This window comes from Micromonospora sp. URMC 106, from assembly GCF_051386395.1.
Lineage (GTDB): Bacteria > Actinomycetota > Actinomycetes > Mycobacteriales > Micromonosporaceae > Micromonospora.
Genome location: NZ_JBPQTP010000042.1, coordinates 14,606 through 35,585, shown reverse-complemented (window position 1 = coordinate 35,585; position 20,980 = coordinate 14,606). Strand labels below are relative to the sequence as shown.

Here is a 20,980-nt window from a genome sequence, read left to right as displayed (position 1 = left end):
GCCGCAGTCGCCACGCCGCCGGGGACGACCGTCGGAAGCCCGCCCCGCCCCGGCGTCTTCGCCCGGGCGTGGGCGAAGGCCGTCTCCGGCACCAGCTACCTGCCGATGACCCAGGCCCAGCTCGAGGCGCTGCTGCAACGCCTCACCGACCAGCTCGCGGCGGCGCTGCTGTCCGAGCCGTTCGACCTGCGGGTCGGGCATCGGGTCGCCACCGAGCTGGTGGCCGCGCACATCGCGTCGCCCGAGGCGTTGGGGCGTACGGTCGAGGTCGTCCAGCTCCGGTTGGCCCGCGACCTCGGGCTGGTCGGCGAGGAGGTCGGGGACCGGCTGGCCCGGCTGCTGGCCGCCGTGGCCACCGGCTACTCCCGCGCGCTGCGGGACCGGACGCTGGACGAGCAGGAGTCGATCCGGCGGGCCGCCATGACCGCCCGGGCGCAGGCGGAGCGGGCGCTGCGCGCCAGCGAGGCACGCTTCCGCCACCAGGCGACCCACGACCCGCTCACCGACCTGCCCAACCGCGCGCTGTTCACGGAGCGCCTGAGCGCCGCGGTCGACTCACCAGGCCGGGCCGCGGAGCGCGTCGGCGTCTGCTTCCTGGACCTGGACCGGTTCAAGGTGGTCAACGACTCGCACGGGCACCAGGTCGGCGACGGCCTGCTGACCACCGTGGCCGACCGGCTCCGCCGGGCCCTCGACGGGCACCTGGTCGCCCGGCTGGGCGGGGACGAGTTCGTCGTCCTGGTCGAGCGCACCACCGGCACCGACGACGTCGTCGCCGTGGCGGAGGCGGCGCTGGCCGCCGTCCGCGAACCGGCGCTGGTGGACGGGCACGAGCTGTGCGTGTCGGCGAGCATCGGCATCGTGGAGCGGCCGGTCGCCGGCACCTCCCCCGGTGACCTGATGCGGGCGGCCGACAGCACGCTGCACTGGGCGAAGGCCGCCGGCGGCGCCCGCTGGGCGCTCTACGACGCCGACCGCGACCGCCGGGAGCTGGCCCGGTACGCGCTCTCCGCGGCCATCCCGGCCGCCCTGGAGCGGGGCGAGTTCTACCTCGACTACCAGCCGCTGACCTCGCTGCGCGACGGCCGGGTGGTCGGTGTGGAGGCGCTGGTGCGCTGGCGCCACCCGGAGCTGGGCGTCCTGCGGCCGGACAGCTTCATCGGCCTGGCCGAGGAGACCGGGCTGATCGTCCCGCTCGGCGGGTGGGTGCTGGCCGAGGCGTGCCGGCAGGCGGAGAGCTGGTCCGCCGCGGCCGCCGCGGCCCCGTTCGTCAGCGTCAACCTGGCCGTGCGGCAGGTCCGCCGCCCCGGGCTGGTCCAGGAGGTCCGCGGGCTGCTGCGGCGCACCGGCCTGCCGCCGGAGCGGCTCCAGCTGGAGATCACCGAGAGCACCATGATGAGCACGGCCGAGGAGCCCGTCCGGGCGCTGCGGGTGCTGGCCGACCTCGGCGTACGCATCGCCATCGACGACTTCGGCACCGGCTACTGCAACCTGGCGTACCTGCGGGACCTGCCGGTGACGGAGCTGAAGGTGGCGGGGCAGTTCGTGGCCGGGCTGCGGGCGCCGGAGAGCCGCGCCGACGAGCGGATCCTCGCCTCGCTCGTGTCCCTGGCGCACGCGCTGGACCTGACCGTCACCGCCGAGGGCGTGGAGACCGCCGGGCAGGCCGAACGGCTGCGGGCGATCGGCTGCGACGCCGCCCAGGGCTGGCACTTCGGCCGGCCGGACTCCGCCGAGCGCCTCCTCGAACGCCTCCGCTGACCGTCGGCGCGCGGGGCCTCAGCCGGCCAGCAGGGCCGCCATCCGCTGGGCCTGCGCCTCCCAGCGCCACTCCCGCTCCACCCAGGCGCGACCGGCCGCGCCGAACTGGCGGGCCAGGTCCCGGTCGGCGAGCAGCGTGGCCACCCGGTCGGCGAGCTGGGCGACGTCCCGGCCAGACACGACGAACCCGGTCTCGCCCTCCCGGACCGCGTCCGGCGCGCCACCGGAGTCGCCGGCGACCACGGGCAGGCCGGTCGCGGAGGCCTCCAGGTAGACGATCCCGAGCCCCTCGACGTCCAGGCCCCGGTTGCGGGTGCGGCAGGGCATCGCGTAGACGTCGCCGGCGGCGTAGTGGGCCGGCAGCTCGGCCGACGGCACCGACCCGGTGAAGACCACGTCCCGCTCGACCCCCGCCTGGCGGGCCAGCTTCTCCAGCGTGGCGCGGTAGGGCCCGCCCCCGACCACCAGCAGCGCGGCGTCGGGCACCCGCCGCCGGATGGCGGGCATCGCCCGGATCAGCATGTCCTGGCCCTTGCGTGGCACCAGCCGGGACACGCACACCACCACCGGGCGGTCGGCCAGGCCGAGCCGGACGCGGACCGGGTCCCCGTCGACGGAAGGGTGGTAGGTGTCCACGTCCACGCCGGGCGCGAGCCGGTGCAGCTCGGTCACCCCGTGCAGCGCCCGCTCCAGCCGCACCCGGGTGTACTCGCCCAGGTAGGTGGTCACGTCCACGCCGCGGCCGATCCGGCGCAACGCGGCCCGGGCGGCCGGCAGCGCGGCCCAGCCGACCTCGTGCCCGTGGGTCTGCGCCACCGCCCGGCGGATGCCGGCCCGGCGACGCAGGCCGGCGGCGAGCAGCCCGAGGGGGGCCGCCGCGCCGAACCACACCGTGTCGCAGCCGTACGCCCGGGCCAGCCGGGCGGCCCGGCGGGCCACCAGTGGGGTGGGCAGCAGCACCCGGGTGCGCTCCCGGACCACCTCGAAGGGCTGGTCGGCGTCGAACTTCTCGGCGCCGCGCCAGGTGGAGGCGTAGACGACCACCGAGCCGGCGGGCTGGCGCACCGCGAGGTTGTGCACGAAGGACTGGATACCGCCCGGACGGGGTGGGAAGTCGTTGGTGATCAGCAGCGTACGGCTCATCGGCCGGCCTCCCTGGCGTGGGCCCGGGCGGCGGCCATCCGCTCGACCGTGGACGGGTGCGTGGCGGAGTAGAGGTACTCCCAGCGCGGCGGATCGGGGTCGGAGAGGTTGATCCCGGCGAGCCGGCGCTGCATCGCCTCGAAGGCCGCCGGGTCGCCGGTCAGGGCCAGCGCGTGCGCGTCGGCACGCGCCTCCACCCGCCGCGACATCAGCGCCTGCACCGGCGCGGACACCAGCCCGGCGACCGTCACCAGGGCGATCAGCAGGGGGAAGGCACGCGGTTGGGCGACCGAGTCGACGCCGGCCAGCCGCAGCAGTGGGCCGGAGGACCCGAGCAGGTAGAGCGCGATCACCGCGGCGGCGGCGCCCAGCGCCCCCGTCAGCGTGCCGACCGCCACGTCGCGGTCCTTGGCGTGCCCCAGCTCGTGCGCCACGACGGCGGTCACCTCGGCCGGCGTGGCCTCGCGCAGCAGCGTGTCGTAGACGACCACCCGCCGGGTCGGCCCGAGCCCCGAGACGTACGCGTTCACCGCCCGGGTGCGCCGCGACGCGTCGGCGACCAGCACGTCACGCACCGGTACGCCGTCGCGGGCCGCCATCTCCACGAGCTGGGTGCGCAGCGGGCCCTGCTCCATCGGGGTGAACCTGTTGAACACCGGCTCCACGAGCACCGGCAGCACGAAGGAGAGCAGCACCACCAGCGTCGCCGCGCCGGCCGCGCCGAACGCCCACCACCAGCGCGGCGACAGCCGGATGACGGTGTAGAAGCCGAGCAGCGCCACCGCACCGATGACGGCACTGACCGCGTACGACTTGAGCAGGTCGACCGTCCAGCCGCTCCAGCCGTTGGTGCTCAGCCCGTAGCGTGTGAGCACGCTCTGGCGCCAGGCGGCGAACGGCAGGGTGACCAGGTCGGCGACGAGCACCACGGCGAGCCCGCCGACCACGGCCTGAGCGGCCCAGTGGCCGCCGAAGGGGCGGCCGGCCAGCTCGACGAGCCGGCTGCCCAGCGGGGTCAGACCGAGCGCCAGGGCGACCAGCAGGCCGACGGCCAGGGCGGTCCAGCCGGCGGGGCGCAGCGCGGAGCGGAACTCCCGGCTGCGGGCCACCTGGTCGGCGGGCAGGTCGCCCAGCGCGGCCAACTGGTCAGCCCGCGGCGCGGGCGGGCGTTGCCACGGGATCAGCAGCACGGCGGTGACCACCAGGGCCACGGTCAGGCCGACGAGGGTCAGCACCGCCCAGCCGCGCGGGGTCACCGCCGCCCTCCCGGCGCCGCGCCGCGGCCGGCTGGCCGCACCGCAGGCGACCGTCGGGCACCCGCGACGCCGCCGATCGCGGCGGATCTGCCGTCACCGCGCCGTACCCGCGTCATGCCGCCGCTCCCTCCCGCCGTGAGCGCTCATCCTATTGCCCGCCTCGACGGCACCGTCCTCGGCCGAGGGCCGGGGCCGTCGGTGGTCGGTGGTCGGTGGTCGGTGGTCGGTGGGCGGTGGTCGGACGAGATTGTCAGGCCACCCGGCGGCGGCCGGGTCGGGTGCGGCCGACGGGACGTCGGGGCTCGGGCAGCACCTCCACCTCGAACCCGGCCCGCGCGAACACCTCGATCGCCCGGATCTCGGCGCCGCCCAGCCCGTCACCCGGGGACGCGTCGAACAGAGCGGTCACCAGGCAGCCGGCGCAGCCGTCGCCCCGCACCCCGCACCCGTCGCAGTCGATGAGCATCTCGCCTCCTGATGCGCAGCGGCGACGGGCGGGACACCGGCGTCACCACCCGACCACCGTCGGTCATCCCGACGCTACGGGAGGGGTACGACAGAAACGGACAACCGGTCGCGGAGGCCCCGAATGCGATCAAGCAGCCCCGCCGGGCCGTTCCGGCGGCGTACCGGGACCCTCGGTCAGGAGCGGGCCAGGCGGCGCAGCAGCGAGTCGGCGCCGAGCGGGTACGCCCCGTGCCGGCGTACCCCGTCGGCGACCTCGCGGTCGGACGAGACCACGACCACCGGCCGCCCGGGCGGCTCGGCGCGGACCAGGCGCCGGATCAGCTCGTCGGCGGTCTCGCCCTTGCGGGAGAACAGCACCCGGACCCCACGCGGCGACGGCGGCAGCCCGTGCATCCGTTCCGCGCCGTCGAAGACCACGGTCACCTCGTCGCCGGTCTGCGCGGCGATCCCGCCGAGGCCGGTGATCAGCCGCTTGCGCTGCTGCTCCAGGGACATCTCCCCGAAGCCGCGCTTGGTGACGTTGTAGCCGTCGACGACGAGGTGCGCGCGGGGCAGCGCCAGCAGCTGGTCGAGGCGGGCCGGGTCGTCGGTGTCCCGGGCGCGGGCCGCGGCGGCCTGCGGGGCGGCGGGCTGCTCGGCGAAGGCGTCGGCGACGAAGTCGGCGGGCAGCTTGTCGACCGGGTCGAGCGCCAGCTCGCGACGCAGCCCGACGGCCGCCTGCCCGATGGTCTCCAGCAGGAGCCACAGCCGTGCGTCGTCGACGGAGCGGGCCTCCTTCGCGGTGGCCCGGGCGACCCCGGCCGCCGCCTCGGCCTCGGCCAGCCGGGCCCGGACCCGGCGCAGCTCCGCGTCGGCGTCGGCCGCCGCCCGGGAGGCCCGGCCCCGCTCGGTGGCCAGCAGCTCGCCGGCCTTGCGCTCGCGGGCCTGCGTCTCGCGCAGCGACCGGGCCAGCTGGCGGTTCTCCTCGCGCAGCTGGCCGAGCTCCTCGCGGACCCGGGCCAGCTCGTCGCGGAGCTTCTCCGCCTCCACCCGGGCCACCGCCCGGTCGTGCTCGGCGCGGGTGGCCCGCTGCTCGGCCTCGCGGACCAGCTCGGCGACGACCGCGCTGTCGGCCTCCGCGCGGACCGCCGCGCCGCTGGCCTCGATCAGCTCCCGCCACCCCCGCGGCCGGGCCAGGTAGGCCAGCGCGGCCACCTCGACCGGGTCGGCGGCGGCGGGCGCGGTGCCCTCGAGCACGGCGGCGCCGAGGTCGCCGGTGTCGGCGAGCACCCGGGCGGTGATCCGCTGCCGGAACAGCGGGTCACCGGTGAGCTGGGCGGCGATGGCCGGAGCGCCGAGCCGGGCCCGGCGGTTGGGGGCGAACTTGGCCACCCGGCGCAGCGGCACCGGCACCTCGTCGGCCGGCAGCCCGGGCAGCACGGCGGCGGTGAGCGCCACGATCCGCTGGCGCACCGGCTCGGGCAGGACGGGCTCCGGCTCGGGCACGGCCCCCTCGGCACCGGATTCTGCGGTTGCGGACCCCTCGCCCGTGGACCCGTCGGCGCCGGGCCCGCCGCCCGCGGTCCCGTCGGCCGCGTACCCCTCGGTCCCGGACGCCTCGCGCTCCCGGCCCGCGCCGACGGCCGCGGCCAGGTCGGCTGCGTCGGGGGCGCTCCCACCGGCGCCGCGCTCGGCGTCGACCGACTCCTCCTGCGGGAGTCGGTCGTCGTGCGGCTCGGTGAGGGGCATGTGGCAAGTCTCCCACCGCGACCGGGCCCACCGCCCGGTGAGTGAGCCGATCTCTCATCCTAGACCGGTGGCGTCGTCTGGTGCCGGTGGGACGGGAGTGTCGGACCGGGACGCTAGCGTGCCGCCGATGGCACAGACGGAGTACGTCCAGGAGCCGCTGGCCGGCTTCGACCCCGGCGCGGGCGGGATCGACCCGGCGCTGCCGCTGTACGCGACCACGTTCGTCGTGGTCGATTTGGAGACCACGGGAGGCGCGCCGGACGGCGGCGGGATCACCGAGATCGGCGCGGTGAAGGTGCGCGGCGGCGAGGAGCTGGGCGTGCTCGCCACCCTGGTAAACCCGGGCGTGCCCATCCCCCCGTTCATCACGGTGCTCACCGGCATCACCCAGGCCATGCTCGTTCCGGCCCCGCCGATCGAGCAGGTGCTGCCGAGCTTCCTGGAGTTCATCTCCGACGCCGTGCTGGTCGCCCACAACGCCCCCTACGACGTGGGCTTCCTCAAGGCCGCCTGCGCCGCCCACGGCTACCGCTGGCCCAACCCACGGGTGCTCGACACCGCCGCCCTGGCCCGCCGGGTCCTGACCCGCGACGAGGTGCCCAACCGCAAGCTCGGCACCCTCGCCGCCTACTTCCGCACCGCCACCCAGCCGAACCACCGGGCGCTCGACGACGCCAAGGCCACCGTCGACGTGCTGCACGGGCTGATCGCCCGGCTCGGCGGGCACCGGGTCGACACGATCGGCGACGCCATCGAGTTCGCCCGCGCGGTCACCCCGACCCAGCGGCGCAAGCGGCACCTGGCCGAGGGGCTGCCCAAGGCGCCGGGGGTCTACATCTTCCGGGCCGCCGACGACCGGCCGCTCTACGTCGGCACCTCCGGCGACATCGCCACCCGCGTGCGCAGCTACTTCACCGCCGCCGAGAAGCGCGCCCGGATCTCCGAGATGCTCGCCGCGGCCGAGCGGGTGGAGGCGGTCGAGTGCGCGCACTCGCTGGAGGCGGAGGTCCGCGAGCTGCGGCTGATCGGGGCGCACGCGCCGCCGTACAACCGGCGGTCGAAGTTCCCGGAGCGGGCGGTCTGGCTGAAGCTGACCGACGGGCCCTATCCCCGGCTCTCGGTGGTCCGGGGCATCTCCCCCGGCGACGCCGGCTATCTCGGCCCGTTCAGCTCCCGCCGCGCGGCGGAGCTGGCCGCCGCCGGCTTCCACGACGCCGTGCCGCTGCGCCAGTGCACCCACCGGCTCTCGCTGCGCACGGTCACCCCGGCCTGCGCGCTGGCCGAGCTGGGTCGCTGCCCGGCGCCCTGCGAGCACCGGATCACCCCGGAGGAGTACGACGCCCGCGCGGTCGCGCCGTTCCGCACCGCGACCGCCAGCGACCCGCAGCCGGTGGTCGACGCGCTGCTGGCCCGCATCGAGGTGCTCTCCCGCGACCAGCGCTACGAGGAGGCCGCGGTGGTGCGCTCCCGGCTGGCCGCGGTGCTGCGGGCGACGGTACGGATGCAGCGGCTGGCCGCGCTGACCGGGATCGCCGAGCTGGCCGCCGCCCGCCCGGCCGCACGGGGCGGCTGGGAGCTGGCGCTGGTGCGGCACGGCCGGCTGGCCGGGGCGGGGGTGTCGCCGCCCGGGGTCCACCCGCGACCGACGATCGCCGCGATCCGGGCGACCGCCGAGACCGTTCCGCCCGGCCACGGCCCGATCCCGCGCGCCTCGGCCGAGGAGACCGAACGCATCCTGTCCTGGTTGGAACGACCGGAGACCCGGCTGGTCGAGATGTCCTCCGGATGGGCGTCCCCGGTGGCCGGCGCGGCGCGCTTCCGCGACCTGCTGAGCAAGGCCGAGAGCGCCGCGTCCCACCAACTCTCGACCGAACGCTCATGACCAAGTGACCGATCGGACTACGTCGACTCGCTTAGGCTGTTAGAGAAGTGCAGTCCTGCCCGTTTCGTGGGCCTGCTCCCGGTTGCCGGGGTGTCGGCAGCCGTGGGGCCGGGGTGAGGAGGTGTCCCACGTGGACGTCGACGCCGGACGCGGCGCCGCCCTGGGGGGCGCCCTTCCGACCCAACCCGGCGAGCTGCCGCTGGCCCGCCGGCTCCGGTCGCTGCTGAGCTGGCCCACGGCCGACACCGACCCGGTCAGCCACCTCGTCCGGACCCATCGGACGATCCACCCGGGGACCGAGCCCTCGGTGCTGCGCCGGGCCTACACGATCGCGGAGAACATGCACCGCGGGCAGTTCCGCAAGAGCGGCGAGCCCTACATCACGCATCCGCTGGCGGTGGCCCAGATCTGCGCCGAGATCGGCATGGACGCCACCACCCTGGTCGCGGCGCTGCTGCACGACACCGTGGAGGACACCCGCTACACCCTCCAGGCGCTCGCCGAGGACTTCGGGCGGGAGGTGGCGCACCTGGTCGACGGGGTGACCAAGTTCGACAAGGCGTTCTACGGCAAGGCCGCCGAGGCCGAGACGATCCGCAAGATGATCATCGCCGCCGGCAAGGACGTCCGCGTCTTGATCATCAAGCTGGCCGACCGGCTGCACAACATGCGCACCCTCGGCGTCCGGTCCGCCGCCTCCCGGGAGCGGATCGCCCGCAAGACCCAGGAGGTGCTGATCCCGCTCTGCGACCGACTGGGCATCCAGACGCTCAAGCGGGAGCTGGACGACGTGGTGCTGCTGCACCTGGAGCCGGAGGAGCACGCCCGCATCGCCCGGCACGTGCACGACCGGCCCGGCTGGGACGCGTACCTCGACGAGGTGGTCGCCCGGGCGAAGTCGGCGCTGCGCCGCAACCGGGTCGACGCCGAGGTGACCCCGCGTCCCCGGCACCTCTACTCGATCTGGAAGGACACCGTGGCCGGCGGCCACACCGCCCCCTACGACCTGCCCCGCATCGCGATCGTGGTGGACGGCCCGGCCACCGACTGCTACGCGGCGCTGGGCGCGGTCCACGGCCTGTGGCGGCCGATCCCCGGCCGGTTCAAGGACTTCATCGCCTCCCCGAAGAACAACCTCTACCGCTCCCTGCACACCAGCGTCTGCGGCCCGAAGGACCGCACCGTGGAGGTGCTGATCCGCACCGAGGAGATGCACCGCTCGGCCGAGTACGGCGTCGCCGCCGACTTCCGCTTCCCGCGCCCCGGTGGCGGCACGGCGGCGTGCGCGGAGCAGCTCGACTGGCTGCGCCGGGTGCTCGACTGGGAGCAGGACGCGGCCGATCCGGCCCAGTTCCTCGAGTCGCTGCGCTGCGACCTCGCCGAGGCGCAGATCCAGGTCTTCGCCGACGGGCGCCAGATCGTGCTGCCGGCCGGGGCGACCCCGGTCGACCTCGCGTACGAGCTGGACACCGAGCGCGGCGACCACTGCCTGGCCGCGCGGATCAACGGCCGGCTGGCCCCGCTCTCCTCCGCGCTGGAGGAGGGCGACGTGGTGGAGATATTCACCGAGACCGACGCGGCGAACGGCTTCGACGCCGACGTGGCCCCCCGGGGCCCGCGCCGGGAGTGGCTCGACTTCGTCAAGTCGCCGCACGCGCAGATGCAGATCAGCCGGTGGTTCGCCGAGCACACCGAGCCGGGCATCTCCATCATCGACAAGGTCCGCCTCGGTCGGGCCACCATCGGGCTGGCCCTGCGCAAGCACGACCGCGGGCTGGCCAGCGACCTGCCCCTGCTGCGGCTGTCCGAGGAGCTGGGCTACCCCGACCTGGAGACGCTGCTGGTGGCGGTCTTCGACCGGGTGATCGAGCCGGACGCCGTCGTACGCCAGCTCATCGACCTGGTGGACCACCGGCAGTGACTCCTCGGGCCCGGGTCGTCCGAACGTTCCTCGCGGCCACTAGCCTGGAGTCATGATCCCCCGCTCGCGCGCCACCGGCCGGGCCGTCGCCTACCAGGTCTTCTACCGGCTGCCCCTGCCGGTACGCCGCCGCCTGGTCCGGCTGGCCGTGCCGAAGTACATCGTCGGCGCGGTCACCCTGGTCCGGGACAGCGAGGCCGAGGGGGCCGGCCGGCTGCTGCTGCTGCGGCAGCCGCCCGGCAAGGGCTGGGGGCTGCCCGCCGGCCTGTTGCAGAAGGGCGAGGCGCCGGTGGTGGGGGCCGCCCGGGAGCTGTACGAGGAGTCCGGCGTCCGGCTCTCCCCCCGTCAGCTCAGCCCCGCCGTCCCGAACGCGGTGGTGCACGCCAAGGGCTGGGTGGACGTCGTGTTCACCGCCGAGGTCCCGGCCTCGACCACCGAGCTGAAGGTCGACGGCGCCGAGGTCTACGAGGCCGCCTGGCACCCGCTGGACGACCTGCCGAAGCTGACCTGGCCCACGGCCCGGCTGCTCGCGTACTACGACATCGGGCCACTGGCCGGCCAGTTCCCGCCCCCGGTGCCCGACGTGCGCCCGTGAACAGCGACCGGGCCGACCACCGCGCGCCCGCGAGCACCGACCGGGCCGACCAGCGCGCGCCCGTGCACACCGCCCGGGTCGACGTCTGCGCGGTGGTGCTCGCCGCGGGCGAGGGCACCCGGCTGCGGCCGCTGACCGAGCGGCTGCCGAAGGCGCTCTGCCCGGTGGGCAACGTGCCGCTGCTGAACCGGGCGCTGGACCGGCTGGCCGGGCTCGGCCTGGTCGGGCCGGCCCGGGTCGCGGTCAACGCCTGCTACCTCGGCGCGCAGGTCGTCGCCCACGTCGGGGAGCGCGCCCACCTGTCGGTCGAGCCGGGCTCGCCGCTGGGCACGGCGGGCGGAGTGGCGAACCTGCGGGACTGGATCGCCGGGCGGGGGGTGCTGGTCGGTAACGCCGACGCCTACCTCGCCGACCCCGCGCGTCCCCCCGGCCCGGACATCGCCGCGCTGCTGCGCGACTGGGACGGCGAATCCGTACGCCTGCTCGGCCAGCCGGCCGCCGACCCGGCGGCGCCCGGCACCTTCGACGGCCACGTGTTCACCGGCTTCTCGCTGTTGCCGTGGCGGCTGGTGCGGGACCTGCCGACCGGCTTCGGCGACCTGGTCCGGGCGATCTGGCGCCCGGCGGAGGCGGCCGGCGCGTTGACCGTCGTGCCCTACCCCGGCACGTTCTACGACACCGGCACGCCGGCCGACTACCTGGCGGCCAACCTGCACGCGGCCGGCGGCGGCAACCTGGTGGCGCCCACGGCCACGGTGACCGGCCGCTGCCGGGAGGCCGTGATCGGCGCGGGCGCGGTCGTCCAGGGCGACGTGGAGCGCGCCGTCGTCTGGCCGGGCGCCACCGTCCGCCCCGGCGAACGCCTGCGTGGCGCGATCCGCGCGGACGCCGACCTCACCGTCCCCGCCACACCTCCGTCCGGGGGCCCGGGGAGCACATAGCATGGGCGACGACGCCGACGAACGGAGAAATGTCCCGTGATCACCGCGATCGTGCTGATCGACTGCGCCACCGACTCCATTCCCGAGGTGGCCGAGGCCCTGGCCGCCCTGCCCGGCGTCAGCGAGGTCTACTCGGTGGCCGGCCACGTCGACCTGATCGCCATGGTCCGGGTTCGGGAGTTCGACCAGATCGCCCAGGTGATCGCCGGCAGCATCTCCAAGGTGCCGGGGGTGCTGAACACCGAGTCGCACATCGCCTTCCGGGCGTACTCCCAGCACGACCTGGAGGAGGGGTTCGCGATCGGGCTCGCGAACGCCGACTGACCACGGACGCCGGGCCCGGCGCGGACGACGCGACGGCCGGCCCACCCGGAGGTGGACCGGCCGTCGTGGTACGGCGACGTCAGCTCTGCGTCGGAGCCGGCGTCTCGGTGACGGTGCCGCCCGGAGCCGGCGACTCGGTCGTGCCGCCCGGAGCCGGGGTCCCGGTGGTGCCGCCCGGAGCCGGCGTGGTGCCGCCCGGGCCCGGCGTGCCGGTGCCGCTGGTCTGCGGAACCGGGATGCCCAGCTGCTCGGCGAGCTGGACCAGCGCGTCGTAGTGCGCCTGCAGCGTCGGCAGGGCGGTCTGGGCGAGCTGGACCACCGACTGCTCGGAGCCCTGCGAGATCTCCGTCTGGGTGGCCTGGATGGCCTGGACGTGACCGGTCAGCTCGCTGGTCACCCAGAGCCGGTCGAACTCCTCGCCGCTGGCGTTGTTCAGCTGGTCGATCACGGACTGCTGGTCCGCGGTCGGCTCGTTCGGCAACTGGACCCCGAGCTGGGACGCGGTCTGCTGCACCGTCTGGTCCAGCTGCGTGTGGTCCGTCTTGAGCCGGGCGCCCAGGTCCTTGACCCCCTGGTTCTGGCCCTTCTGCTGGGCCAGGTCACCCGCGGTGATCTCGAACAGGTTGACCTGGTGGATGGCCTGCAGGTACTGGGTGTCCTGCTGTGACGGCTGCACCGCGGCCTGCGCCGCCGCAGCCGGCGCGATTCCCACCAGCACCAGCGCGGCCAGCAGGCCGAGGCGTTTGATACCCAACATGCTTCCCCCCCTTGAGACGTTGGACCGCACGGATACCCGGCTGACCGGGGTTATTCCTGCGATCCCCCGCCCGGAGGGCGAGGGACGACACGGCTCACGTCGGGGTGTCGCGAGGTCAGCGACGGCTCTCGCCGCTGCCGATCTGCTCCCGTTCCGGTCGCGGCTCGACCGGCGGGTGGCCCGGCGAGACCGGCGCCTCGGCCGGCCTCTCGATCGGGTAGAAGAAGCCCCGGATGGCCGGGCCGAGGGCGCCGAGCCGGTTCATCTTCTTCGGCACGACCCAGCCGGCGTACTCCAGCCCACCGTGACCGTCGTGCGCGTCCACCGCCGCGAGCGGCTGGTGCACCTCCTCGAACCGGCCGTCGGGCAGTCGCCGGATGATGCCGGTCTCCACACCGTGGGCGAGCACCTCCCGGTCGTGCTGCTGGAGGCCGAGGCAGATCCGGTAGGTGACGTAGTACGCCAGCGGCGGGACCACCAGCAGGCCGATCCGGCCCGCCCAGGTCATCGCGTTCAGGCTGATCTGGAACTTGTCGGCGATGACGTCGTTGGCGCCGGAGAGGGTCAGCACGATGAAGAACGCGACCGCCATGGCGCCCACCGCGGTGCGGGCCGGCACGTCCCGGGGACGCTGGAGCAGGTTGTGGCTGCGGTAGTCCTTGAGGCGGCGGGCCTCCAGGAACGGGTAGAGCGTGGAGAGCCCCACCAGGATGCCCGGCAGCACGACCGTCGGCCAGAACAGCGGCGGGATCACGTACCCGTCGCCGATCGGGATGTTGATCTCCCATGCGGGCATCAGACGGGTCGAGCCGTCGAGGAACATGACGTACCAGTCGGGCTGGCTGGCGGCCGAGACCACCCACGCCTCGTACGGGCCGAACAGCCAGATCGGGTTGATCTGGAACAGGCCGCCCATCAGCGCGATCACGCCGAAGACGACCATGAAGAAGCCGCCCTGCTTGATCGCGTAGCGGGGGAACATCCGCTCGCCGACCACGTTGCCGTTGGTCCGGCCGGGGCCGGGCCACTGGGTGTGCTTCTGCTTGAAGACCAGCCCGAGGTGGACGCTGATCAGCGCGACCAGCAGACCCGGGATGAGCAGCACGTGGGCGATGTAGAACCGGCTGATGATGATGGTGCCCGGGAACTCCCCGTCGAAGATCGACGAGGTGACCCAGGAGCCGATCACCGGGATGGAGAGCATGATCGCCGAGGCGATCCGCAGACCGGTGCCGGAGAGGCCGTCGTCCGGCAGCGAGTAGCCGGTGAAGCCGGCCAGGAAGCCGACCCAGAACAGCAGCGAACCGATGATCCAGTTCGTCTCACGCGGCTTGCGGAACGCGCCGGTGAAGAACACCCGGAGCATGTGCACCACGATCGCGGCCATGAACAGCAGCGCCGACCAGTGGTGCATCTGCCGCATGATCAGGCCACCGCGGACGTCGAACGAGATGTCCAGGCTGGAGGCGTACGCGGCCGACATCGGCGTGCCCCGCAGCGGGGCGTAGCTGCCGTTGTAGACCACCTCGGTCATCCCCGGCTCGAAGAAGAAGGTCAGGAAGACCCCCGTCAGCAGCAGGACGATGAACGAGAAGAGCGCGATCTCGCCGAGCAGGAAGGACCAGTGGTCCGGGAAGACCTTGTTCAGCAGCCGGCGCAGCGGGGTGGCCACCTGGAAGCGGTCGTCCACACCCCGGGCGGCGTTGCCCGGCACAGCTGCCATGTCAAACTTGCGCCGTTTCACGGCCGCTCCCAGAAGTCGGGCCCGACGGTCTCGGTGTAGTCGGACTTGGCCACGAAGTAGCCCTCGGAGTCCACCTCGATCGGCAACTGCGGGAGCCGCCGGCTGGCCGGACCGAAGATGGGCCGGGCATTGTCGGTGATCAGGAACTGCGACTGGTGGCACGGGCAGAGCAGACGGTTCGTCTGCTGCTCGTACAGGCTCGCCGGGCAGCCGGCGTGCGTGCAGATCTTCGAGTAGGCGGCGTAGTTGCCCCACATGTAGTCGCCGTGCCCGACCCGCTCGTTGGCCCGGCGGGACTCCTCCGCGTCCGAGTCACGCAGGTGGATCAGCAGCGTCGGCGAGTCGGCGTGCCGGTTGCTCACGCCGTGGTCGATGCCGGGGAAGACCGTGATCTGGCCGCCCGAGCTGATGTCCGCCGGGCGCACCGGACGGCCGTCCTCGCGGACCAGCCGGACCTTCTTGCCGCCCTCCGCCGGGGCGAACCCGGTGGTGAACATCTGGTTGTCCTTGTGCGGGTGCGAGATCAGCCCGCCGACCAGCGGCGCCGCGGCGACCGCGCCGACCGGCGCGAGACCGGCCAGCAGCGAGATGCCGAGCAGCGGCCGGCGCTTCACGCCCAGCTCGTCGGCCATGTAGAGCATGGTCTGGCCGGTGATGATCCGCTCGTCCTCGCTGACGGCGCCCTCGTGCCGGTCCTGGATCGAGACCTCCTTGGGCAGCAGCTTCTTGCCCCAGGTCAGGATGCCGAAGCCGATGCCCAGCAGGGCCACGCCGAGGGTGACGCCGAGCAGGGGGGTGTACCACTTGTCGCCGCCGCGGCCGGGAGCGTACTCCCACGGCCACCAGATGTAGATCACCAGGAAGGCGGTCGCCGCCAGCCCGGTGAGCAGGAAGAACGACGCCACGGTGCGGGTCAGCCGGCGCTCGGCCTTGCTGCCCGGGGCGACCTGCGGCTCGTAGTGGACGATCTCGATGTCGTCCCGGCGCGCGCCCTCGCGGACGATGTCGAACTGGCTGAGCCCGGGGGTCCTCACGTCGAGCGGCTCCCGGCCCTGCTGGGCCTGGTGCTCGGTGTGCGTGGTCATGCCGTCACCTCGCTACGGGCGGTGCCGGACCCCGGCACCACAGCACTGAATCGGATGATCCGTCCGGTCACGACTTGCCCGCGATCCACAGGCTCGCGAAGACGAGCGCGACGATGCCGACCAGGAAGATCGCCAGGCCCTCGGTGGACGGCCCGTACCGACCGAGGTTGAAGCCACCCGGATCCTGGTCGTGCTTCAGCGTCTCCTGGATGTAGGCGATGATGTCCGCCTTCTGCTGCGGGGAGATCTGGTTGTCGCCGAAGACCGGCATGTTCTGCGGGCCGCTCAGCATCGCGGCGTAGATCTGCCGGTCGCTGGCCGGACGCAGGCTCGGCGCGTACTTGCCGGAGGAGAGGGCGCCGCCGCCACCGCCGAAGGCGTGGCACTGCGAGCAGTTGATCCGGAACAGCTCGCCGCCGGCGGCGATGTTTCCGTCCTCGTGCAGGTTGGTGCCGTCCGGAACGATCGGGCCGCCACCGAGCTCCTGGACGTACTGCGCGAGCTGGCGGACCTCCTCGTCGGTGAAGAGCTCCGGCTTGCGCTGCGCCTGGGCCTCCTGCCGGGCCATGGGCATCCGGCCGGTGCCGACCTGGAACTCCACCGAGGCCGCGCCGACGCCGATCAGGCTCGGCCCGCGCCCCTCGACACCCTGGGCGTTGCGACCGTGACAGGTCACACAGCTCACGTCGAACAGCGCCTTGCCCTCCGCGGCGGCGCCGGTGAGCGGGGTGTCCTGCGCCTGCACGCCGGGGGCGAAGACGGTGTAGGCGCCGCCGGCCAGCATCAGCGCGGCGAACAGCCGGACCGCGGCACCCAGCCGGCGGCGGCCCCTGCTGCGCGCCGCGGGCCGCTCGCGCAGCCGCGCGAGCAGACCGCGTCGGCGGTCGTTGTCAGAAGTCATGACCTGTGTCCTTAACCGGTTGGACCTTGTCTCAGGGGACGGAGCAGCGGCGCGGTTCGTGACGCGCCAAGATCACTGAAGCCAGTAGATCATGGCGTAGAGCCCGATCCACACGACGTCGACGAAGTGCCAGTAGTAGGACACGACGATCGCCGACGTGGCCTGCGCCGGCGTGAACCGGCCCATGGTCGTGCGGATCATGAAGATGACGAAGGCGATCAGACCGCCGGTCACGTGCAGACCGTGGAACCCGGTGGTCAGGTAGAACATCGACCCGTAACCGTCCGAGTTGATCTTGATGCCCTCGTGCACCAGCTCGCGGTACTCGTTGACCTGACCGAGCACGAAGATCAGGCCCATCACGAAGGTGACCGTGAACCAGCGCCGCAGGGCGTGGACGTCACCCTTCTCGGCGGCGAACACACCGAGCTGGCAGGTCACCGAGGACAACACCAGGATCACCGTGAAGGTGGTCGCGTAGGGGATGTTGAGGTGCTCGGTGTGCTCCGCCCACTGCTCCGGCGCCGCCGCGCGGATGGAGAAGTACATCGCGAACAGCGCCGCGAAGAACATGAGTTCGCTGGAGAGCCACACGATCGTCCCGACGCTGACCATGTTGGGTCGGGTCAGGGAGTGGATCCGGCTCTTGTCAATGGCTGGGGCCGCAGTCACGCGGTCATTATTGCCCTTGACCGGGGCCGCCGATCAGCGGGGGGCCAAACCCGTGGCCCCGGCAGCCCGATCGGGGTCGTCCGGTTCGCCTGACCTAGGCTGAAAAGCGTGCTGCACGTCGATCCGATCTCCACCGCAACCTCGGCCGCCGGGCCGACGGTGGCCGCGGCCACCCCGCCGCCGTTCACCGTCACCTCCGTGTTCACCGAGACCCGGCTGGACAGCTGGCTGGCCGTCGGCCTGGTGCTGGCCGCCGGAATCTACCTCTACGGGGTGCACCGGCTGCGGATCCGGGGCGACCGGTGGCCGGTGGCCCGGACGATCTTCTTCCTCGGCCCCGGCCTCGGCGGGATCGCGGCGGTCACCGTCAGCGGCCTGCACGCGTACGACACGGCGCTGCTGTCGGTGCACATGGTCCAGCACATGGTGCTCTCCATGATCTCGCCGATCTTCCTCGCGCTGGGCGCGCCGGTGACGCTGGCCCTACGCACCCTGCCGCAACGGCCGCGCAAGCGGCTCCTGGCGATCGTGCACAGCCGGATCGCGCGGATCTACAGCTTCCCGCTGGTGGCGTTCACCATCTTCGTGGTCAACCCGTTCGCGCTCTACTTCACCGACCTGTACCGCTACACGCTCGAACACGCGTGGGCGCACGAGGTCGTGCACGCGCACTTCATCATGACCGGCTGCGTGTTCTTCTGGCCGCTGCTCGGCCTCGACCCGCTGCCCGGCCGCTGGCCGTACCCGGCCCGGGCGCTGCTGATGCTGCTCTCCGTGCCGTTCCACACGGTGCTCGGGCTCACGATCATGCAGAGCAGCACGCTCTTCGGCGGCGACTGGTACCCGTCGCTCGGGTTGACCTGGTCGGACCCGTGGCAGGACCAGGTGGTCGCCGGCGGCATCCTCTGGGCCGGCGGCGAGTTCGTCAGCGTCACCATGCTGGCCGTGCTGGTCGTGCAGTGGATGCGCCACGCCGAGCGGGAGGCCCGCCGGCTCGACCGCGACCTGGACCGCCAGGAGGCCCGCCAGCGCGCCGCGGAGTCGGCCGCCTGAGCTGCGCCGACGGTACGCCCCGACGCCGCACCCGGCCGGACGTCGCGTACCTCACACCGACCGGTAGGATCAGCGGGCAGCTACGAGGTGGGAGCCAGTCCAGCCAATGAGTGAGCGCAGCGAACGATTCATCAAGCGCAGTGCGATGGTGCCTCATGACGGCACGGAGCGAAGCGGAGTGCCGGCATGAGCGATCGTCTTTGCACCGTCCTGCTCTACAGCGACGACCCGCAGGTCCGTGACCGGATGCGGCTCGCCGTCGGCACGCGCCCCGCGCCCGGTCTGCGGATCGAGTTCGTCGACGCCTCCACCTACGCGGAGTGCGTCCGGCTCGTCGACGACTACGAGATCGACCTGCTGCTACTCGACGGCGAGGCGACCCCGGGCGGCGGCATCGGCATCGCCCGGCAGATCAAGGACGACCGGGACGACGCTCCCCCGACCTGCGTGGTGATCGCCCGCGCCGCCGACCGATGGCTCGCGGCCTACGCCGAGGTCGACGCCACCCTGGTGCACCCGCTCGACCCGGTGACCACCGGCACCACGGTGGCCGAGCTGCTGCGGACGCACGCCCCCGCCTGACGTCCCCGCTCCGGCCCGGCACGGCGCCGGACCGTCCGGCGCCGGCTCCGTCCCACCCGCTTCGCACGCTCGGGAGGCCCGCCATGGGCGATCGGACCTGGCCGCACCTGCTCGCCGCGCTCCTGCGCGGCGAGGAGCTCTCCACCGCCGACACCGCCTGGGCGATGGGCGAGATCATGTCCGGCGCCGCCACCCCGGCGCAGATCGCGGGCTTCGCCGTCGCGCTGCGCGCCAAGGGCGAGACCTCGGCCGAGCTGGCCGGCCTGGTGGAGGCGATGCTCGGCCGGGCGGTCCCGGTCGAGCTGCCCGACGCGCTGCGCGACACCGCCCTCGACGTGGTCGGCACCGGCGGTGATCTCGCGCACACGGTCAACATCTCCACCATGGCCTCGCTGGTGGTGGCCGGCGCCGGCGTCCGCGTGGTCAAGCACGGCAACCGGGCGGCGTCCTCCTCCTGCGGCACGGCGGACGTGCTGGAGTTCCTCGGGGTGCCGCTCGACCTCGGGCCGGAGGGGGTGGCCCGGTGCGTCGCCGAGGCCGGCATCGGCTTCTGCTTCGCGGCCCGGTACCACCCCGGCATGCGCCACGCCGGCCCGGTACGCCGGGAGATGGGCGTGCCCACCTTCTTCAACTTCCTCGGCCCGCTGACCAACCCGGCCCGGCCACGGGCCGCCGCGGTCGGCTGCTTCGACCTGCGGATGGCCCCGGTGATGGCCGGCGTCTTCGCCGCGCGGGGCGACTCGGCGCTGGTGATGCGCGGCGAGGACGGTCTGGACGAGTTCACCACCGCCGCGCCGACCCGCGTCTGGGCGGTCCAGGGCGGCGTCGTCAGGGAGGCGCTGCTCGACGCGGCCGACCTCGGGGCACCGCGGGTCACCCTGGCCGACCTGCGGGGCGGCGACGCCGCCTACAACGCCGACGTGGTACGCCGGCTGCTGGCCGGCGAGACCGGCCCGGTGCGCGATGCCGTCCTCGTCAACGCGGCGGCGGCGCTGGCCACCCAGGGCCCGCTCGACGGCGACCTGACGGAGGCGCTGCGCGCCGGGATGGACCGGGCCGCCGAGTCCGTCGACTCCGGGGCCGCCGCGGCGGTCCTCGACCGCTGGATCGAGATCGCCCGCGCCGACTGACCGCGGGCCGCCGCCGTGCCGGCGGGTGGCGCGCGGAAGTTTGTCAGACCCCCGTGGGAAACTACAACTGAGTAGTTTTCCACTTCCATCCTGCGCTGTTCACCACAGCACGTCCGTCGTGCGCCGTGTGGCGCGGCACTCCCGTCGCGCGGCACGCCACGACGGGACCGGAGCGAGAGGAGACGCCCGTGTCGGAGCGCGAGCTCTACTGCGACACCTGCGAGGGCGTTCAGCCGTTCGAGGCGCCGCTGTGCGCCGACGGCCACGGCGCCGACTGCCCCGAGCTGGCCTGCACGGGCTGCGGCGAGGCCGTGCTCGTCGCCACGTTCACCTTCCGGGCCCCGCGTCTGGCGCGGCGGCGGCACCCGTCGCCCCACCGCCGCGCCGCCTGACCCAGCCAGCGCCGCCGCACCGCCTGGGCCGCCGCCCACCCTCACGGCAGTCCACGCCGCGCCGCCTGCCGGCGACGGGTCGCCGGCTTCGACGACGAGGTCTCCAGCGCCAGGTGACCGTCGAGGTGCAGGTGAACCACACGACGAGGCCCGCCTCCCCGAGGGAGGCGGGCCTTCGTGACGTGACCGGACCGTGGTCCCGCCGGCTCAGTGCTCGGCGGTGCGCCGGGTGCCGGAGTAGTACTCGAACAGCAGGCCGCAGGCCGCGAAGATGACCGCCACCGCGCCGACGCCCATCAGCCAGAACTGCCAGAACACCAGGCCGAAGCCGGTGATCGCGGCGGCCAGCGCCAGCCCGAACGGCCAGTAGCTGCCCGGGCTGAAGAAGCCGATCTCGCCCGCGCCGTCGGCGATCTCACCGTCCGGCCGGTCCTCCGGCCGCAGGTCGATCCGGCGCGAGACGAACCAGAAGAAGCCGCCGCACATCGCGCAGAGCAGGAAGCTCAGCAGCAGGGCGACCGTGCCGACCCACTCGACCTGGCCACCGGCGTCGGCGGCGGTCCAGCCACCGTAGAGGAAGGTGGCGAAGAGCAGGAACCCGGCGATGATCAGGAAGATGCGCCACTCGGTCTTCATGCCCGCTCC

General features: G+C 73.8%; 20 protein-coding genes. 10 read left to right on the top strand and 10 right to left on the bottom strand.

Annotation, left to right across the window (positions count from 1 at the left end):
* Positions 1-105 precede the first annotated feature (105 nt).
* Complete coding sequence (locus ACSNOB_RS15545) at positions 106-1,761, top strand: putative bifunctional diguanylate cyclase/phosphodiesterase (RefSeq protein ID WP_436687278.1); 1,656 nt, start codon at positions 106-108, stop codon at positions 1,759-1,761.
* A gap of 18 nt (positions 1,762-1,779) precedes the next feature.
* Here the strand turns inward: ACSNOB_RS15545 and ACSNOB_RS15540 are convergent, their stop codons facing one another.
* The 4 genes from ACSNOB_RS15540 to ACSNOB_RS15525 form a co-directional block, all read right to left on the bottom strand.
* Positions 1,780-2,904: a glycosyltransferase family 4 protein gene (locus tag ACSNOB_RS15540; protein WP_436687266.1), complete on the bottom strand. Its 1,125-nt coding sequence runs from the start codon at positions 2,902-2,904 to the stop codon at positions 1,780-1,782.
* The gene (locus ACSNOB_RS15535) at positions 2,901-4,160 is read right to left on the bottom strand and encodes a M48 family metallopeptidase (protein WP_436687265.1); all 1,260 of its coding nucleotides are present in this window, start codon (positions 4,158-4,160) and stop codon (positions 2,901-2,903) included. Before ACSNOB_RS15535 ends, ACSNOB_RS15540 begins: the two co-directional genes overlap by 4 nt.
* 250 nt (positions 4,161-4,410) lie before the next feature.
* The gene (locus ACSNOB_RS15530) at positions 4,411-4,626 is read right to left on the bottom strand and encodes a hypothetical protein (protein WP_436687264.1); all 216 of its coding nucleotides are present in this window, start codon (positions 4,624-4,626) and stop codon (positions 4,411-4,413) included.
* 176 nt (positions 4,627-4,802) lie between these two features.
* Entirely contained in the window at positions 4,803-6,356 is a 1,554-nt protein-coding gene (locus tag ACSNOB_RS15525) for an NYN domain-containing protein (protein WP_436687263.1), read from the bottom strand.
* 127 nt (positions 6,357-6,483) lie between these two features.
* Between ACSNOB_RS15525 and ACSNOB_RS15520 the strand changes: the two genes are divergently transcribed.
* The 5 genes from ACSNOB_RS15520 to ACSNOB_RS15500 all read left to right on the top strand — a co-directional run bounded on the left by ACSNOB_RS15520 (position 6,484) and on the right by ACSNOB_RS15500 (position 12,019).
* Positions 6,484-8,238, top strand: a complete 1,755-nt coding sequence (locus ACSNOB_RS15520) for a DEDD exonuclease domain-containing protein (RefSeq protein WP_393103361.1) — start codon at positions 6,484-6,486, stop codon at positions 8,236-8,238.
* Between the two features lie 130 nt (positions 8,239-8,368).
* Positions 8,369-10,159, top strand: coding sequence for a RelA/SpoT family protein (locus ACSNOB_RS15515; protein WP_436687262.1), 1,791 nt, complete (start codon positions 8,369-8,371; stop codon positions 10,157-10,159).
* 52 nt (positions 10,160-10,211) lie between these two features.
* Positions 10,212-10,754, top strand: coding sequence for an NUDIX domain-containing protein (locus ACSNOB_RS15510; protein ID WP_393103357.1), 543 nt, complete (start codon positions 10,212-10,214; stop codon positions 10,752-10,754).
* A gap of 62 nt (positions 10,755-10,816) precedes the next feature.
* A complete protein-coding gene (locus ACSNOB_RS15505) occupies positions 10,817-11,695 on the top strand; it encodes a nucleotidyltransferase family protein (RefSeq protein ID WP_436687277.1) in 879 nt (292 codons plus the stop codon).
* Positions 11,696-11,731: 36 nt separating this feature from the next.
* A complete protein-coding gene (locus tag ACSNOB_RS15500; protein WP_436687261.1) occupies positions 11,732-12,019 on the top strand; it encodes an Lrp/AsnC family transcriptional regulator in 288 nt (95 codons plus the stop codon).
* 79 nt (positions 12,020-12,098) lie between these two features.
* Here ACSNOB_RS15500 and ACSNOB_RS15495 read toward each other — a convergent pair whose 3' ends face one another.
* From ACSNOB_RS15495 to ctaE, 5 genes are all read right to left on the bottom strand, one after another.
* Positions 12,099-12,776, bottom strand: a complete 678-nt coding sequence (locus ACSNOB_RS15495) for a DUF4142 domain-containing protein (RefSeq protein WP_393103355.1) — start codon at positions 12,774-12,776, stop codon at positions 12,099-12,101.
* 115 nt (positions 12,777-12,891) lie between these two features.
* Positions 12,892-14,520: a cytochrome bc1 complex cytochrome b subunit gene (gene qcrB / locus ACSNOB_RS15490; protein ID WP_393103353.1), complete on the bottom strand. Its 1,629-nt coding sequence runs from the start codon at positions 14,518-14,520 to the stop codon at positions 12,892-12,894.
* Positions 14,517-15,605, bottom strand: a complete 1,089-nt coding sequence (gene qcrA, locus ACSNOB_RS15485) for a cytochrome bc1 complex Rieske iron-sulfur subunit (RefSeq protein WP_436687260.1) — start codon at positions 15,603-15,605, stop codon at positions 14,517-14,519. The genes qcrB and qcrA overlap by 4 nt, the downstream gene beginning before the upstream one ends.
* A 67-nt stretch (positions 15,606-15,672) precedes the next feature.
* Complete coding sequence (gene qcrC / locus ACSNOB_RS15480; protein WP_436687259.1) at positions 15,673-16,506, bottom strand: cytochrome bc1 complex diheme cytochrome c subunit; 834 nt, start codon at positions 16,504-16,506, stop codon at positions 15,673-15,675.
* 72 nt (positions 16,507-16,578) lie between these two features.
* Entirely contained in the window at positions 16,579-17,178 is a 600-nt protein-coding gene (gene ctaE / locus ACSNOB_RS15475; protein WP_436687258.1) for an aa3-type cytochrome oxidase subunit III, read from the bottom strand.
* 108 nt (positions 17,179-17,286) lie between these two features.
* Between ctaE and ACSNOB_RS15470 the strand changes: the two genes are divergently transcribed.
* The 4 genes from ACSNOB_RS15470 to ACSNOB_RS15455 all read left to right on the top strand — a co-directional run bounded on the left by ACSNOB_RS15470 (position 17,287) and on the right by ACSNOB_RS15455 (position 20,335).
* Entirely contained in the window at positions 17,287-18,231 is a 945-nt protein-coding gene (locus ACSNOB_RS15470; RefSeq protein ID WP_436687257.1) for a cytochrome c oxidase assembly protein, read from the top strand.
* Positions 18,232-18,417: 186 nt separating this feature from the next.
* Positions 18,418-18,813 (top strand): hypothetical protein, encoded by a 396-nt coding sequence (locus tag ACSNOB_RS15465; RefSeq protein WP_350682093.1) that lies wholly within the window; start codon positions 18,418-18,420, stop codon positions 18,811-18,813.
* Between the two features lie 83 nt (positions 18,814-18,896).
* Entirely contained in the window at positions 18,897-19,943 is a 1,047-nt protein-coding gene (gene trpD, locus ACSNOB_RS15460) for an anthranilate phosphoribosyltransferase (RefSeq protein WP_436687256.1), read from the top strand.
* Between the two features lie 188 nt (positions 19,944-20,131).
* Complete coding sequence (locus ACSNOB_RS15455; RefSeq protein WP_436687255.1) at positions 20,132-20,335, top strand: hypothetical protein; 204 nt, start codon at positions 20,132-20,134, stop codon at positions 20,333-20,335.
* A 207-nt stretch (positions 20,336-20,542) separates the two neighbouring features.
* Here the strand turns inward: ACSNOB_RS15455 and ACSNOB_RS15450 are convergent, their stop codons facing one another.
* Positions 20,543-20,971: a cytochrome c oxidase subunit 4 gene (locus ACSNOB_RS15450; protein WP_436687254.1), complete on the bottom strand. Its 429-nt coding sequence runs from the start codon at positions 20,969-20,971 to the stop codon at positions 20,543-20,545.
* Between the last annotated feature and the right edge of the window lie 9 nt (positions 20,972-20,980).

What these genes read in the sequence shown, in the direction of transcription:
- ACSNOB_RS15545 (WP_436687278.1), top strand. Translation starts at nt 106, where the DNA reads ATGACCCAGGCCCAGCTCGAGGCGCTGCTGCAACGCCTCACCGACCAG.
- ACSNOB_RS15525 (WP_436687263.1), bottom strand. Translation starts at nt 6,356, where the DNA reads ATGCCCCTCACCGAGCCGCACGACGACCGACTCCCGCAGGAGGAGTCG.
- ACSNOB_RS15465 (WP_350682093.1), top strand. Translation starts at nt 18,418, where the DNA reads ATGAGCGATCGTCTTTGCACCGTCCTGCTCTACAGCGACGACCCGCAG.
- ACSNOB_RS15530 (WP_436687264.1), bottom strand. Translation starts at nt 4,626, where the DNA reads ATGCTCATCGACTGCGACGGGTGCGGGGTGCGGGGCGACGGCTGCGCC.
- ACSNOB_RS15495 (WP_393103355.1), bottom strand. Translation starts at nt 12,776, where the DNA reads ATGTTGGGTATCAAACGCCTCGGCCTGCTGGCCGCGCTGGTGCTGGTG.
- ACSNOB_RS15510 (WP_393103357.1), top strand. Translation starts at nt 10,212, where the DNA reads ATGATCCCCCGCTCGCGCGCCACCGGCCGGGCCGTCGCCTACCAGGTC.
- trpD (WP_436687256.1), top strand. Translation starts at nt 18,897, where the DNA reads ATGGGCGATCGGACCTGGCCGCACCTGCTCGCCGCGCTCCTGCGCGGC.
- qcrA (WP_436687260.1), bottom strand. Translation starts at nt 15,605, where the DNA reads ATGACCACGCACACCGAGCACCAGGCCCAGCAGGGCCGGGAGCCGCTC.
- ACSNOB_RS15540 (WP_436687266.1), bottom strand. Translation starts at nt 2,904, where the DNA reads ATGAGCCGTACGCTGCTGATCACCAACGACTTCCCACCCCGTCCGGGC.
- ACSNOB_RS15450 (WP_436687254.1), bottom strand. Translation starts at nt 20,971, where the DNA reads ATGAAGACCGAGTGGCGCATCTTCCTGATCATCGCCGGGTTCCTGCTC.
- ACSNOB_RS15520 (WP_393103361.1), top strand. Translation starts at nt 6,484, where the DNA reads ATGGCACAGACGGAGTACGTCCAGGAGCCGCTGGCCGGCTTCGACCCC.
- qcrC (WP_436687259.1), bottom strand. Translation starts at nt 16,506, where the DNA reads ATGACTTCTGACAACGACCGCCGACGCGGTCTGCTCGCGCGGCTGCGC.